Here is a 13,447-nt window from a genome sequence, read left to right on the forward strand (position 1 = left end):
TGTCACATTGATACTGAATGTGCCGCCGCCATCGCGAGCAAGCTCGCTCCCACAGGTTTTGTGTACACCCGAGATTTCTGACGAGAGCCCACATGAAAAACGATGACCTACGCGCCGACCGCGATGAGCTGGACCACTTCGTGCCTCGCACCCCGGCCAAACGCAGTAACAACCTGGTGATGCAAGTCGCTTTCGGCGTGTTTCTCGGTGGCCTGGCCTTGTGGCTGGTGCAGCTGGCCGCAACGATGTTGTACGCCAAACTGATGCTCGCCACCGTCACCTTCGGCGGTTAGGCCAGTTCGGTTGCGCGCTGGCTGGCAGCGTCGTCATAGGCAACGTAGAGCGATTCGGCGACCTGGCTTTTGATGGCCTTGGCGCTTTCCAGGCCCAGGACAAAACCTTCGGCCTTGCCACCTGCACGGTTCAATTCGTCAGCGGTGCTGGCCTGAGTGATTGCGTCGAACAGTTTTTCGGCGTGCGGGCCGACGCCTTTGGGCAGGCTGATCTGAGCGATGCTCATGCGAACACCCCGTTGTGACGAGGCGTGATGATTGGGTGATTCATGGCGCGTACCTTTTCGGCGAATGGCCGGCAGCGCGTGTAACCACTTCCGGGCGGCCATGGTAGACCTCTGAGGCGATTCTGGTAACCGCCCACGGTCGATAAACCACCGTCCGTCCCCATGAAACTGCCAAGTGGCTAACAGGTGCTTGACTTCTCTTTTTGAATCAGTAACATACACGCCATTCCGCGATAGCTCAGTTGGTAGAGCAAGTGACTGTTAATCACTGGGTCCCTGGTTCGAGTCCAGGTCGTGGAGCCAGACAAGGTTCCAGAGAAGGCTTCCAAAATCTCTGAACCATCCGAAAAACCCGCCTTCTGGCGGGTTTTTTCGTTTTGGCGTTCCGTCGGATTCCGGTGGGTGCCAGCCGTTTTAAGGGTATGTCCAGTACTGAAATAGGTTTACACCTGTCTCACCCCACCGCCAGAGGCATGCGGTTGAGCGCAGCACTGGCGCCCACAACGGTCGAGGTCGTGCCTGCGCCGCGCATCTTCAACCGCAGCCTAAGCGATTGGCCTTGCCCTGGATTAGGCCCCTATGGTTCAGGTGGGTACTGCGACAGACCCCGATCCTGAGATATCGGTTGATCACGGCAGAATCCCGACTGCCCACCCACTCTTCTCCATCGATCATTAATTTTTTGCGTGCCAAGCTTCTTCGCCGTGACAAATCCTGAGACAATAATTGCTAATGATTCTCATCAGCACCACCTCTATCATTAGTATTCCAGGAATCCACCTATGTCGCGCGCCACCCCGCTGCGTTATCTCAACGCGTCACGTGATCTTTTGGCCATGGCCATTTGCATGGCCACCCTGCCGGCCTTGGCCGATGACAGCAGCGCTGCGCAGGAGACATCCAAGCCGACCGTCATGGAGCTTGGCGCCACCGAAATCACCAGTGCCCAACTGGGCAGCATTACCGAAGGCTCCAACTCCTACACCACTGGCGCAATGTCCACTGCGACCAAGCTGCCGCTGACAATGCGTGAAACACCACAAGCCGTCACAGTTATTACTCGTCAGCGCATGGACGACCAGGCCATGACCAGCATCAACGATGTGGTTAAGTCCACCCCTGGGTTGTTCCTCGACTTTTCCAGTGGCCCCGGCCGGCAGACATACTCGGCGCGCGGTTTCGACATCGACAACCTCATGTATGACGGCATCCCGAGCGGCTATCAAGGCTGGACTGTCGGCGCCCAGCCGAACCTGGCGATGTTCGACCGGGTCGAGATTGTGCGCGGGGCCACCGGCCTGGTGACCGGTGCAGGAAACCCTTCGGCGGCCATCAACCTGATACGCAAGCGGCCACTCGCCGAGCAGAAAGTCACCCTGACCGGAGCCGCCGGCAGCTGGGACGACTACCGTGGCGAGATCGACGCCTCCAGCCCGCTCAACGACAGTGGCACCCTGCGCGGCCGGGTAGTCACTTCTTACCGCGACGCCAACAGCTTCGTAGATAATGCAGAGGAAGATCACGGCCTCTTCTACGCGGTCACCGAAGCAGACCTGAGCGAAGACACCACCCTGACCCTTGGCTTCTCGCACCAGAAGGACAAGACCAATTACTTCTGGGGTGCTTCGATGATCGGCCTTGATGGCCATCATCTGGACCTGCCGCGTTCGTACAACCCCGGTACGGATTGGGAAAACAAGGATCAGGAGATCAACACCATTTTCGCCGAAGTCCATCAGCGGCTAGCCAATGACTGGAAGCTTCAGTTCAACGCCAATTACTCCGAACAGAACGCGCTGTTCACCGGGTCTTACCAATCACGCTGGGTAAACAACACACTGGCCCGGACTGTCTACCAGTCCGCCCATGATGAAAACCAGGCCGGCTTGGACGCCTTTGCCAGTGGTCCCTTCGAGGCGTTCGGGCGTACACATGAACTGGTGGTGGGCGCCAGCAAGCGCATCTACGACATGACCACCCACAACTACGACCCGTACGACACCAACTGGCCGATCAATGCCGGCAAACCGGACTTCGTCCACACTGGCAACGACCGCGAAGTCACCACTCAGGATGGTCTGTACATGACCACCCGCCTGAGCCTGGCCGACCCGCTGAAGCTGATCCTCGGCGGACGCCTGGACTGGTACGACTACGACAACCGTGATGGCGACGGGGACTACAAGGTCACCCGTAACGTCACCCGCTACGCAGGCTTGATCTACGACCTGGATGACCATCACTCGGTTTACGTCAGCTACAGCGACATCTTCACTCCCCAGAGCTCCAAGGACACCTCAGGCACCCCGGTTAAGCCGATCGTCGGCAAGAACTACGAGGTCGGCATCAAGGGCGAATACTTCGACGGTGCGCTGAATGCGAGCCTGGCCCTGTTCCGCGTAGACCAGGAAAACCGCGCAGTGCAAGTGTTCGTGGCGGACTGCCCACAGTCAGCCTGCTATGAGGCCTCCGGCGAGATTCGCAGTCAGGGCATCGACTTCGAACTGCAAGGCGCGTTGACCGAGAACTGGCAGGTCGGCGGCGGCTATACCTATGCCCGTGTACACACCATCAAGGATAATGCCAATCCGCAGAACGTGAACCAGCGCTTCGACACTGACATGCCGGAGCACTTGTTCAAGCTATCCACCAGCTACCGCTTCCAGGGCCCGCTGGAAAAACTGCGCGTCGGCGGCAACGTCTACTGGCAGAGCCGCATGTACAACGACATCGCGCTGCTCGATGGCAGCAACTACCGCCTCAAGCAGGGCGCCTACGCCATTACAGATCTGATGGCCGGCTACCAGGTCAACCAGCACCTGGATCTGCAGCTCAACGCCAACAACATCTTCGACCGCAACTACTACTCGTCCATCTCCAATTCCGTGAGCTATGGTGGCGACACCTACGGCAACCCCCGCAACCTGATGCTGACCGCCAAGTACAGCTTCTAAGTTGCCCAGGCGCAGGGATGCGCCGCGCTGTTGGTGCTTAAGCTGAACGATCCAGCCAATCTGTTGCGTCCACCGGTTGAATCCACAGCCAAAAGCAAACGCTCAGCCGAAGGCATCACTCGCACACTCAAGGAATGGCGAGCTACTCAGGACTTGCCGGGGTTCAAAGTCGAGCAACCGTGAAGTGTCTAGTCCTGAAACACCTGTTTCAGGACTAGACACGATGCCTCAGGGCCAATGCGGATTATCGACGGTCAACTGGGCGACCTTCTTGCGGCTGCGCGAAAAGATAAAGGTGCAGGTGACTGCCCACGGCGGTTGCGTTGCGGCAGCCAGACGCTCCATCTCCACCGGCTTCATGCTCAAGTGACAAACCCCTCGGGTCTCGATGCTCACACCCGGCGCCAACTTATACGGCAGTATCGTTCCTTCACGCAGGCCAACCGGACCGGCACCGAAAACAGCCTTGGCAGCAGTAAGCTGTTCCCGCCCCTTACTGACCTTGAGCAGTACATCCTCCAACAGTTCGTCCGTCTCCCCGGTATTGGTTATCCGGGCATTGAGGGAAAACGTCCACAACGCATTGGTCGTGCCAAACTGCTCGGCATCGGCGGACATCCAGACCTCCAGGACCTTGCACTGTGTCTTGCCCTTGCGCGGTGCCAACAACGCCACTAAAGCTGCTGCCACCCCCAGAACACCGATCACCGCCACGGCATCGCCCACGGACCCGTTGATCGCGCCCATGATCGCCGGAATCATCAAAATCAGCACCACGCCGATGGCGAGGCACAGCAGTATTCGCTTCATGGGCTCATCCGAATGTGGAGTGGCCGGGGTGTTGGATTGTTTCCCTGAACCTTCAGCGTAGTGAATTTCCTGCGACCGGAACGCCCCATGCAAAAAAGGGCAGAGAGGATACGATCCCCCTGCCCTTCTGTTTCTTTGCGGTGACAGCGCTAACCGTCAGCCAGCGTGCTATTCAGCATCATCAGACATGCTCACTGTTTTTGGTGTGAGCCGCTCGATGCTCGTTCGACTCATGAACCGCCTCCACCACCGGAATCTCATTCCCGTCGCAGTCACGCAGTTTTCCTTCGCTGAAATAATCCCCTTCGCGCAACGCTGCCAGATCCTGATAACGCAGAACGCGCTCAGTACCGGCCGCGAACACCGACTGCTGATCGGAGTTACCGGCAGTCAGGTGGTTGAAGGTCAGGTTCAGCACGATCGCCATGATTGCCGAGGAGCTGATGCCCGAGTGGAAGATCGTGGCGAACCAGCTTGGGAAGTGGTCGTAGAAGTTCGGTGCTGCGATGGGGATCATGCCGAAGCCGATGGAGGTGGCGACGATGATCAGGTTGACGTTGTTGCGGTAGTCGACTTTGGACAGCGTACGAATACCGCTGGCCGCCACGGTGCCGAACAGCACGATACCGGCGCCGCCGAGGACAGAAGTCGGTACAGCGGCGATGACGCGGCCCATAAATGGCAGCAAACCGAGGATCACCAGAAACAAACCGCCGGTAGCCACCACGAAGCGGCTCTTGATCCCGGTCACCGCCACCAGTCCGACGTTCTGGGCGAACGCGCTTTGGGTGAAGGAGCCGAAGATCGGCGCGATCATGCTCGACAGCATGTCGGCGCGCAGGCCGTTGCCCAGTCGTTTGGAATCGACCTTGGTGCCGATGATTTCACCCACCGCCAGGATGTCAGCCGAAGTTTCCACCAGGGTCACCATGACCACGATGCACATCGACAGGATCGCGGCGAAATGGAAGGTCGGCATGCCAAAGTGGAACGGCGTCGGGAAGCCGAACATCGGGCCCTGGGTGACGGACGAGAAGTCCGCCATGCCAAGGAACACCGCGATCACCGTACCGATGACCATCGCCAACAGGATCGACAAACGAGAGATGGTCGCGCTACCGATCTTGCTCAACAGCAGAACCAGCACCAGCGTCACCGCCGCCAGACCGATGTTCGCCATGCTGCCGAAGTCCGGGGCATGGCTGTTACCGCCCATGGCCCAGCGTGCAGCGACTGGCATCAGCGTCAGGCCGATGGTGGTGATCACAATGCCCGTGACCAGCGGCGGGAAAAACTTGGTGATTCGCGAGAACACCGGCGTGATCAGCAGGCCGATCAACGACGCGGCAATCACCGCCCCGAGAATCGATTGAAACCCGCCCTCCCCGCCACTGCTGACAATCGCCACCATCGTCGCGACGCCAGAGAACGACACGCCCTGTACCAGCGGCAATTGGCAGCCGAAAAACGGTAAGCCCAGGGTTTGCAGCAATGTCGCCAGCCCCCCTGCAAACAATGAAGCAGCAATCAACAAACCGATGTCCGCCGGCGAGAGCCCGGCCGCCTGGCCGATGATCAAAGGCACCGCGACGATGCCGCCGTACATGGTCAGAACGTGTTGCAGGCCGTAAGCCATATTCGCGCCGATCCCGAGATTTTCATCCTCAGGCCGTTGGTGTGAAACATGGGGCGTTTTCATGGTTGGGGGGTTCCCTGGTTTTTGTTATGCGCACACTGTATGCAAGACTCAGGACAAATGTCTATAGAGTTGTATACAACTAATCAGTCAGATGATGGACACATGGCCATTCCACACCCGAGACTTGCGTCGCACCTTCCCTGATAAACTCTGCCGCTCCGCACCCTGGCGGACAATTACGGACATGGAAGCCGCCACCTTGTATTACCGCTCAGCACTCGAACACCTTGCCCAGATCCTGCCCCTGACCTTTGGCGCGTTTTGCACCGTGGTCGCCGTGCAAGCCCTGGCCATTGCCCTGCCCTATGCCATGGATTCCGCCGACCTGGAGATTGGCTTCTGGGTTGGTGTCGGCGTCTTTGTGCCCTTTTTGGTCGGTGGCGTGGTTCGGCATGGTGCCGCTGCTCGTGGGCTTCACGCCGCTGTACGCCTGGCTCAGCGCCAAGGGTTACGCCAACTGGGTGACTGGCGTGTTGGCTGGGGTGGCGATCGCCGGGCTGGTCTGTCTTCACCCGAAATGGCGGTTGCTGTGGTCGTTCTGGCTGATCGATGGCGCGGCAGTCGGGCTGATCACCCACTGGGCGTGGCGCCGAGTCCAGAAAATCCAACGTGGCGCAAAATCCCGGACGCTGTCACGACCATGAATCCCCTGGAGCGATTCGCCCGTTGGCGGGGCCAGCCCCTTGAAACCAAAACCTCCCGGCAACATGACGTAAGGCAAGACGTGCACTACCTTGATAGAGGTACGCTCTCACTGAGACCACGATAGGAAGTCGACATGAGCAAGGCTGACCAACTCGCCGCGAAACTGAAGCAAACCCAGCAGTCCAGCGCCGACGCGACACTCTGCGCCGATCAGCAGATAGACGGCTGGCCTGCGCAGGTTTACGAGCTGTACCACCTCATCGAAACCTGGCTGGCGCCGCTCAGCGAAGCCGGGCTGAACATCCGGCGAGTGCCGACGCATGTCTTCGAGCGTCACCCTGACGGGGCGACCTACGACTACGCCATCGACCAGTTACTGATTGAAGGCAACCACCACAGCATCACCTTCGACCCCACCGCTCGTTTCACTGAGGATGGTGCCGGGCGGGTCGAGATCCGCCCCCTGGGAAAGGCACTGTTGCGAACCGTGAGCGAACACGGCGAGACACAGTGGTGGCTGCAGGCGATCGATCAATCCGGGCAACAACCGGATGCGATCGCCATGACCGAAGACACTCTGCTTTCGGTGGTGCAGGAGGGGCTGGAGCTGTGAGGCTCAGGGGCGAAGTGTGACTCAGGGTTGTTGAATCAGCCCTTCAATAACCCGGCGCAACGCCGCCTCCCTTGGCACCCGAATGTCGAACTCGCTGCGCAACAACCCCAGCAATTCATCCACATCAGTCACCTGTCGCCGTTCAGTCTCACTGCCGACCCGATGAATCGCAAAACTGCCGTTGTTCAGCGTGCGGCGCCACCCTTCCCCGGTGCGCGCCACCATCAGCTGCCTGGCGAACGACGATTCGGGATGGGTCGAGACGTACCAGTTGCCAACGGCGTAATCGATGTCTTCCTGGCGCTGCAAATCGAAAATGTACATCGCCCGCCATTCGCCGGCGACGTTGGCGCGCAGGGTGTAGCCATCCTCGTGCGGTTCGATGCGATAGGGTTCGTGAGGTGTGAACTGTTCGGCCGGGGTATCGAGCATCAGCGGTGCGGTGGGCACCATGCCGCCGAAGCCGACGTCGGTGATGTAGCGCACGCCGTCCAGCGTTACCACGCTCAAGCGGTGTGTACGGGCGGTCCACGCGCCTTCGGGTTGGCCCATGACCACTCGGCCGGAGATACCGCAGGCATCGAAGCCCAGTGCCTGGAGCAAGGCCAGGAACAGGTTGTTGAGTTCGTAGCAGTAACCGCCGCGACCGTCGTGCAGGACCTTTTGCTCGATTGACGGCAGATCGATGAGCACCGGCTGCCCCGACAACGTGGCGAGGTTTTCGAACGGGAAGACGCCGGTGTGGCGCAGCTGAAGTTGGCGCAGACTTTCCAGGGTCGGCGCCGGAGGCGCGTCGAAGCCCAGGCGCTGCAGGTACAACGCAAGATTGCTCAGGTGTGGCTCGCTCATTGCTCAGTCCTTATGCAGGAGGCCGCGGATTTCTCCGCCGATGGGCGCCATGTATAAGGGATAAAGCGGTTCAACTGACAATTGATTTAGCCAATCGTCACACACTTCAATCTCAACGCCGCTTGCGCGAACTCAACCGAATCCACGTCGGTGCATGATCACTCGCGTGGGGCTCGTTGCGCACCCAGGCATCGACTCCGGCCTCCTGCAGATAAGGGCTGAGCGCCGGGTTAAGCAACAGATGATCGATGCGCAGCCCTGAGTTCTTTTGCCAGTGCTGGCGAAAATAATCCCAGAAGGTATAGAGCCGATCCTCTGGATACAGATGGCGCAAGGAATCGGTCCAGCCCTGGGTCAGCAGGCGCTGATAACACTCGCGGCTTTCAGGTTGCAGCAACGCATCCTTCAGCCAGGATCGCGGGTTGTAGATGTCCAGGTCGGTGGGCACCACGTTGTAGTCACCGGCCAGCACCACGGGATGCTCACTGGCCTGAAGCGTCTGCGCGTAGTGGATCAGCCGTTCGAACCACGCCAGCTTGTAATCGAACTTAGGCCCCGGCTGCGGGTTGCCATTGGGCAAGTACAGGCAGCCCACCAGTATCCCGTGCACGGCAGCCTCCAGATACCGGCTATGGGTGTCGCTGTCATCGCCCGGCAGACCTCGACGACTCTCCAGCGGCTGAGCATCCCGCGCCAGAATCGCCACCCCGTTCCACGAAGACTGACCTTGCCAGATCGCGCCGTAGCCAGCGGCCTCTAGCTCGGCGGCCGGGAATGCACTGTCAACCGACTTGAGCTCCTGCAAACACGCGATGTCCGGCTGCTCTCGCTCAAGCCAGGCCAGCAAGTTGGGCAGTCGGGCGCGCATGCCGTTGACGTTGAATGTCGCGATTTTCAGGTTCTTCATGTTCCAACGCTCGCAACGCAGGGTCGATGTCCAGTTGTGACCGGGGGTGCGTGCCGGCAGTTGCCTCTACGAGCGAGTCAGGCGACTAAAGGCACGCCCCTACACTGGAAACTCGTCATGCGACGCCTTGAGCAATGGCAGCAACGCCTGCTTTTCCATAGGCCGACTCAAGTAGAAACCCTGCACCTCATTGCACTGGTCCGAGACCAGGAAGTCCAGTTGCTCCAGGGTCTCGACGCCCTCTGCCGTCACGGTCAGGCCCATGGCTTTGCCCAGGTTGATGATCGCCTGCACCACGGCGCGATCATTGCCACCGCCGCTCATGGACGAGATGAAACGCTTGTCGATCTTGATCCCGTCGAACGGGTACGTGCGCAAGTAACCCAGGGACGAATAGCCGGTACCGAAGTCGTCCATGTTCAACCGCACGCCCAGCTCCTTGAGCGCATTCATGGTCGCCAACGCGCCCTCCACATCGATGAGCATCACGTTTTCGGTGATTTCCAGCTCCAGACGACTGGCCGGTAAACGGGTCTGAATCAATGCCTCCCTGACGTCCTCCACCACATCGCTGCGGGCAAATTGAACAGGCGACAAATTGACCGACACCATCAACGCACCGGGCCAGGTCAGGGCCGTTTCACAGGCCTCGCGCAACACCCAGCGCCCCAAAGGCACGATCAGGTCAGTCTGCTCGGCCAAAGGGATAAACTCGTCGGGGCTCAGCAGCCCCTGTTCCGGATGCTGCCAGCGCAGCAACGCTTCCACCGAAACCACCTGCTTGCCGCTCATGTTGTAGCGCGGCTGGTAATGCATCACGAACTCGTTGTTCTGGATCGCCCGGCGCAAGTCGTTTTCCAATTGTCGGCGGTGCTGGATCTGATCGTTCATGTGCGGCGCAAAGTAGCACCAGGTCTTCTTGCCGTTGGATTTAGCCTGATACAGCGCAATGTCGGCACACCGGATCAGCTCATTGGGAATGTGCCCCTGACGCCGACTCAAGGCGACACCGATGCTCGCGCCGATGTGCAGCGTGTGATGCTCGTAATGAATCGGCTGCTGCAGGCTCTCGAGCAAACGTTCGCAGAACCGGTCGATTTCGGCGTGGCTGTCCATGCCGTTGAGCACCAGCACAAACTCATCACCACCGAGCCGGGCGACCAGATCTATGTCCCGCGTGCACTCGCGCAATCGGGTGGCCACTTCCAGCAGCACGGCGTCGCCAGCCGGGTGGCCAAGGGAATCGTTGATCGGCTTGAAGTTATCCAGATCGATCATCAACAGCGCCAGCGCCGCCGAATGCCCTTTCTGCGCCAGGGCCTCGTCGAGGAAACGCGCCAGTTTGTTGCGATTCGGCAGCCCCGTCAGGGCATCGTGCAACGACAGATGCTGGATCTGGGCATGGGCGGCGACTTCATCGGTGATGTCGCTGGCCGTTCCGCGATAGCCCAGCACCGCGCCCTTGCGATGGATCGGTCGTGCCGAAACCCGGCAAATACGCTGTTGCCCCGACTGATCGCGATAGGAGCAGCGCAAATGGCTGACGGGCTGTTCTTCATTGAGCTTATGCAGCCACAGCGACAAGGGCAGCGTATCGCAATTGAGCAGTTGCCCAATGTCCTGCCCTATCCATTGCTGATCGGAAAAACCGGTGACGGTGGCGAAACGTCCTGACAGATAAGAGATGCAATGCTTGTCGTCGATTTCCCAGATCCAATCGGAAGCGGCCTCAGCCACGGCACGAAAACGCTCTTCACTGGCCTCCAGCGCCTGGTTCGATAAATCGAGGCTGGTGTAGCTGGCATCCACATGCCCGGACGTGCGTAAGACATACCGGAAGAAATAAGCCGTTAACAACGCCAGCACCAACAGCGCGCCGCCCAATGGCGGCAGCAGCGACCAGAGTAACTGGTGACCCGGTTGCTCAAGTCGGGAAACCAGGCTGTAGCCGGTGCCCGCCAGTGCCACGGCTGGCCTGTCGGGCGAGAGGGCGTTATCAGGCGCCAGGTTTAAATCATGCAAACCGTAATCGGCGCTCAGGACGCTGAGCTTGTCAGGGCTTAATTGGTCGACGAACACCAGCACCGAGGTGCTTTGGGGATCGACCGCCGGCCTTTCGTCATTGGGGACGATCGCGGCAGCCGTCAGCAATGCCGGTTTGCCCTCGAACAGCGTGAACTGGCTGACGGGATCAATGAGATTTTCCTGACTCTGGACTGCCTGTATCAGCGTCGCCATTGATGCCGAAAGATAGGTGGTCGCAGCCTCCTGCACCTGAAGCCCGCGTACCACTGCGTATTTGGTTTGCTGATGATCGACCACGAAGACGCCATCGTAGTGATCGATGCTGAACAAGGTTTTGCCCAGGTTCTGCTCGACGTAAGCCCATTGCACATCGACCTGGCCGTTCAAATGGTCGTAGGCGGTCGTCCAGTTTGCATAACTGGCGACGTAGTTTTTCGAGGCGGTGATGCGGTTTTCCAGCGCACGCTGGGTGTAGAACGTGGTCTTGGCCAGGTCCTGAGCATCCAGCCGCCCGGCTATATTGAACAAGGCCAACAGGGCGATCAGCACCCCCAGAACAAACAGCAAGCCGACGACAAACACCAGGTTGCGAGTGATCGGCGTATGACGGGGAGCGGTGACGGTGGTAACAGCGTTCATATCCATGCACTTGATCCTGTCAATCGACTGCCTGATCGGGATGCGACGTTGGCGATGCTTTTTTACCGGGGCACTGGCCGAACGTTTACTGACCATAGCAGCCATGCTGGGCCCTGGCGCCTGGATAACGCAAGCCATTGCCGCAATTGAAGAACCGTTAACACAACCATTGCCAATCGACGGCCGCTGCCCTGTAATTGCACGGATCGCCCGCGTACCTTTTGATGCCGAGAATGCCTGCTGATGGACACACTGGAAGGTCAACGAATCTGCCTGCGCCCCCTGCAACTGAGTGATGCCGATGCTCTGGTAAATGCTGCGCGGGACGGTGAACTGTGGAACCTGAGCGTCACCGTCGTACCCTCGCCGACCACCGTCGACAGCTACCTCAAGAAAGCCCTCGACGGCCGCGATGTCGGCACTGTGCTGCCCTTCGTCATCGTGCTCAAGGACACCGGCGAGGTCATCGGCTCGACGCGCTTCTGGAAAATCGACCGGCTCAACCGCAAGCTCGAAATCGGCAGCAGCTGGATCTCCGCCCGCTGGCAAAAAACCTTCGTCAACACCGAAGCCAAGTACCTGATGCTGAAGTACGCCTTCGACACGCTGGATTGCGTGCGGGTGCAATTCACCACCGACGAAAACAACCAGAAGTCACGTAACGCGATCCTCAGGCTCGGCGCGCAGCAAGAAGGCATCGTGCGCCACGAACGGATCATGCCGGACGGACGCAAGCGCAACTCGGTGCGGTTCAGCATCATTGATGATGAATGGCCACAGGTGCGGCAGAACCTCGAACAGAAGCTGGCCGAATAACACCTTCGCTGACACCTCGCTTGGTTGCGTCGCCATCGTTTGTTATCGCGCAAGAAAAGGAAGTCATGACATGCCCCTCATCCCCCAACACTTCATCCTCCATGAAACCGAACACTGGATCGTCAACCACCGCCTCAACTCGGCATTGCCGGGTTACGTGATGCTCGGCGCCCGAGCGAACGTCAGCGCGCTCCACGAACTGCCCGAAAGCGCACTCGCCGACCTCGGCCCGCTGCTGGCGAAAACTCAACGGATTGTCGAAACGTTGTTCAAACCCAAACGGCTGTACATCGGTCGCTACGGGCATGTGCCCGGCCATCCGATTCACTTTCATGTCATACCGATCTACGACTGGGTCGAGGATTTGTTCTGGCAGGATGAACGCTACAGAGTGCTAGAGACCTTCTCATCCCCCAACCCGGAAAGCATCACCGATGGTGCCGAGCTGACGCTGTTTGTCTGGCGTGAGTTTTGTGAACGGCCTGATCCGCCGACTGTACCGGGAATGTCAGTAGAAGCAGCCATCAGCCACCTGCGCGAGGCTTTCGCCTGAAACGCACGCCGACCACTCGTCAACCAATCGGCACCAACCGCCCAGCCCTTCACACCAACATCAGGTAACGACTCATCTTTGGAGACGCACCATGATGATCATCAAAATTTCCTCGCTGTTACTGGCTGGAGTGCTGTCCGCCGTGTCCATCGGGACTTTTGCAGCCTCCGGCGATGGCGCTGATGCGACCGGCACCCAATCGGGCTCAACCGGCGGCTCGACAATGGCGCCCAACAACCCAGGCGAACCTTCGGGCGGCCACAACGCTGACGGCGGCAATAGCGGATCGGGCTCTTCCAGCGGTGGCAACGGCGGGAATGGTGGAAACAGTGGCTCTGGCGCGGGGGGTGGCACCGGTGCCGCGGGGGGAGGAACAGGCGGTGCCGGAGGCGGGACAGGCAGCTGAACGCGTAGAGG

At 59.4% G+C, this 13,447-nt stretch carries 16 protein-coding genes and 1 tRNA gene; 10 read left to right on the forward strand and 7 right to left on the reverse strand.

The genetic code is table 11. From position 1 onward, the window contains the following. Positions 1-92 precede the first annotated feature (92 nt). Positions 93-293 (forward strand): hypothetical protein, encoded by a 201-nt coding sequence (locus ACA059_RS21245; RefSeq protein ID WP_497630861.1) that lies wholly within the window; start codon positions 93-95, stop codon positions 291-293. Here ACA059_RS21245 and ACA059_RS21250 read toward each other — a convergent pair. Continuing rightward, a complete protein-coding gene (locus ACA059_RS21250) occupies positions 290-520 on the reverse strand; it encodes a hypothetical protein (RefSeq protein WP_033061947.1) in 231 nt (76 codons plus the stop codon). The two genes, ACA059_RS21245 and ACA059_RS21250, sit on opposite strands and share 4 nt — an antisense overlap. A 227-nt stretch (positions 521-747) precedes the next feature. On the opposite strand from ACA059_RS21250, the gene ACA059_RS21255 reads away from it, so the two are divergent. From ACA059_RS21255 to ACA059_RS21265, 3 genes are all read left to right on the forward strand, one after another. Beyond that, positions 748-823 (forward strand) — tRNA-Asn (locus ACA059_RS21255). Positions 824-1,302: 479 nt separating this feature from the next. Beyond that, positions 1,303-3,474 (forward strand): TonB-dependent siderophore receptor, encoded by a 2,172-nt coding sequence (locus ACA059_RS21260; protein WP_497630862.1) that lies wholly within the window; start codon positions 1,303-1,305, stop codon positions 3,472-3,474. A gap of 30 nt (positions 3,475-3,504) precedes the next feature. Continuing rightward, a complete protein-coding gene (locus ACA059_RS21265; protein WP_497630863.1) occupies positions 3,505-3,657 on the forward strand; it encodes a hypothetical protein in 153 nt (50 codons plus the stop codon). Between the two features lie 45 nt (positions 3,658-3,702). On the opposite strand, the gene ACA059_RS21270 is transcribed toward ACA059_RS21265, so the two are convergent. The 3 genes from ACA059_RS21270 to ACA059_RS21280 form a co-directional block, all read right to left on the reverse strand. Further along, positions 3,703-4,284: a hypothetical protein gene (locus tag ACA059_RS21270; protein ID WP_497630864.1), complete on the reverse strand. Its 582-nt coding sequence runs from the start codon at positions 4,282-4,284 to the stop codon at positions 3,703-3,705. 181 nt (positions 4,285-4,465) lie between these two features. Further along, the gene (locus tag ACA059_RS21275; protein WP_497630865.1) at positions 4,466-5,983 is read right to left on the reverse strand and encodes a nucleobase:cation symporter-2 family protein; all 1,518 of its coding nucleotides are present in this window, start codon (positions 5,981-5,983) and stop codon (positions 4,466-4,468) included. 211 nt (positions 5,984-6,194) lie between these two features. Continuing rightward, complete coding sequence (locus ACA059_RS21280; protein ID WP_497630866.1) at positions 6,195-6,377, reverse strand: hypothetical protein; 183 nt, start codon at positions 6,375-6,377, stop codon at positions 6,195-6,197. On the opposite strand from ACA059_RS21280, the gene ACA059_RS21285 reads away from it, so the two are divergent. Both ACA059_RS21285 and ACA059_RS21290 read left to right on the forward strand, forming a co-directional pair. Continuing rightward, positions 6,376-6,627, forward strand: a complete 252-nt coding sequence (locus tag ACA059_RS21285; RefSeq protein WP_497630867.1) for a hypothetical protein — start codon at positions 6,376-6,378, stop codon at positions 6,625-6,627. The genes ACA059_RS21280 and ACA059_RS21285 overlap by 2 nt on opposite strands. Before the next feature lie 134 nt (positions 6,628-6,761). After that, positions 6,762-7,241: a hypothetical protein gene (locus ACA059_RS21290; protein WP_497630868.1), complete on the forward strand. Its 480-nt coding sequence runs from the start codon at positions 6,762-6,764 to the stop codon at positions 7,239-7,241. Between the two features lie 21 nt (positions 7,242-7,262). On the opposite strand, the gene ACA059_RS21295 is transcribed toward ACA059_RS21290, so the two are convergent. From ACA059_RS21295 to ACA059_RS21305, 3 genes are all read right to left on the reverse strand, one after another. Continuing rightward, the gene (locus ACA059_RS21295; protein WP_497630869.1) at positions 7,263-8,090 is read right to left on the reverse strand and encodes an arylamine N-acetyltransferase family protein; all 828 of its coding nucleotides are present in this window, start codon (positions 8,088-8,090) and stop codon (positions 7,263-7,265) included. A 112-nt stretch (positions 8,091-8,202) separates the two neighbouring features. Further along, on the reverse strand, positions 8,203-8,997 hold the full coding sequence (locus ACA059_RS21300; RefSeq protein ID WP_497630870.1) for an exodeoxyribonuclease III: 795 nt from the start codon (positions 8,995-8,997) through the stop codon (positions 8,203-8,205). A 99-nt stretch (positions 8,998-9,096) separates the two neighbouring features. Next, a complete protein-coding gene (locus ACA059_RS21305; protein WP_497630871.1) occupies positions 9,097-11,667 on the reverse strand; it encodes a bifunctional diguanylate cyclase/phosphodiesterase in 2,571 nt (856 codons plus the stop codon). Between ACA059_RS21305 and ACA059_RS21310 the strand changes: the two genes are divergently transcribed. The 4 genes from ACA059_RS21310 to ACA059_RS21325 all read left to right on the forward strand — a co-directional run bounded on the left by ACA059_RS21310 (position 11,666) and on the right by ACA059_RS21325 (position 13,436). Next, positions 11,666-11,905, forward strand: coding sequence for a hypothetical protein (locus ACA059_RS21310; RefSeq protein ID WP_497630872.1), 240 nt, complete (start codon positions 11,666-11,668; stop codon positions 11,903-11,905). The two genes, ACA059_RS21305 and ACA059_RS21310, sit on opposite strands and share 2 nt — an antisense overlap. Next, positions 11,905-12,477: a GNAT family N-acetyltransferase gene (locus ACA059_RS21315; protein WP_497630873.1), complete on the forward strand. Its 573-nt coding sequence runs from the start codon at positions 11,905-11,907 to the stop codon at positions 12,475-12,477. The genes ACA059_RS21310 and ACA059_RS21315 overlap by 1 nt, the downstream gene beginning before the upstream one ends. Positions 12,478-12,547: 70 nt before the next feature. Continuing rightward, complete coding sequence (locus ACA059_RS21320; protein ID WP_497630874.1) at positions 12,548-13,030, forward strand: HIT family protein; 483 nt, start codon at positions 12,548-12,550, stop codon at positions 13,028-13,030. A 91-nt stretch (positions 13,031-13,121) separates the two neighbouring features. Then, on the forward strand, positions 13,122-13,436 hold the full coding sequence (locus tag ACA059_RS21325; protein WP_497630875.1) for a hypothetical protein: 315 nt from the start codon (positions 13,122-13,124) through the stop codon (positions 13,434-13,436). Positions 13,437-13,447 lie beyond the last annotated feature (11 nt).

It is taken from the genome of Pseudomonas sp. LBUM1647, from assembly GCF_059716175.1.

Coding starts and splice junctions, on each gene's coding strand:
- ACA059_RS21245 (WP_497630861.1), top strand. CDS start 93: ATGAAAAACGATGACCTACGCGCCGACCGCGATGAGCTGGACCACTTC.
- ACA059_RS21290 (WP_497630868.1), top strand. CDS start 6,762: ATGAGCAAGGCTGACCAACTCGCCGCGAAACTGAAGCAAACCCAGCAG.
- ACA059_RS21305 (WP_497630871.1), bottom strand. CDS start 11,667: ATGGATATGAACGCTGTTACCACCGTCACCGCTCCCCGTCATACGCCG.
- ACA059_RS21315 (WP_497630873.1), top strand. CDS start 11,905: ATGGACACACTGGAAGGTCAACGAATCTGCCTGCGCCCCCTGCAACTG.
- ACA059_RS21250 (WP_033061947.1), bottom strand. CDS start 520: ATGAGCATCGCTCAGATCAGCCTGCCCAAAGGCGTCGGCCCGCACGCC.
- ACA059_RS21275 (WP_497630865.1), bottom strand. CDS start 5,983: ATGAAAACGCCCCATGTTTCACACCAACGGCCTGAGGATGAAAATCTC.
- ACA059_RS21300 (WP_497630870.1), bottom strand. CDS start 8,997: ATGAAGAACCTGAAAATCGCGACATTCAACGTCAACGGCATGCGCGCC.
- ACA059_RS21260 (WP_497630862.1), top strand. CDS start 1,303: ATGTCGCGCGCCACCCCGCTGCGTTATCTCAACGCGTCACGTGATCTT.
- ACA059_RS21325 (WP_497630875.1), top strand. CDS start 13,122: ATGATGATCATCAAAATTTCCTCGCTGTTACTGGCTGGAGTGCTGTCC.
- ACA059_RS21320 (WP_497630874.1), top strand. CDS start 12,548: ATGCCCCTCATCCCCCAACACTTCATCCTCCATGAAACCGAACACTGG.
- ACA059_RS21280 (WP_497630866.1), bottom strand. CDS start 6,377: ATGCCGAACCACGCCACCGACCAAAAAGGGCACAAAGACGCCGACACC.
- ACA059_RS21285 (WP_497630867.1), top strand. CDS start 6,376: ATGGTGCCGCTGCTCGTGGGCTTCACGCCGCTGTACGCCTGGCTCAGC.
- ACA059_RS21310 (WP_497630872.1), top strand. CDS start 11,666: ATGCACTTGATCCTGTCAATCGACTGCCTGATCGGGATGCGACGTTGG.
- ACA059_RS21295 (WP_497630869.1), bottom strand. CDS start 8,090: ATGAGCGAGCCACACCTGAGCAATCTTGCGTTGTACCTGCAGCGCCTG.
- ACA059_RS21270 (WP_497630864.1), bottom strand. CDS start 4,284: ATGAAGCGAATACTGCTGTGCCTCGCCATCGGCGTGGTGCTGATTTTG.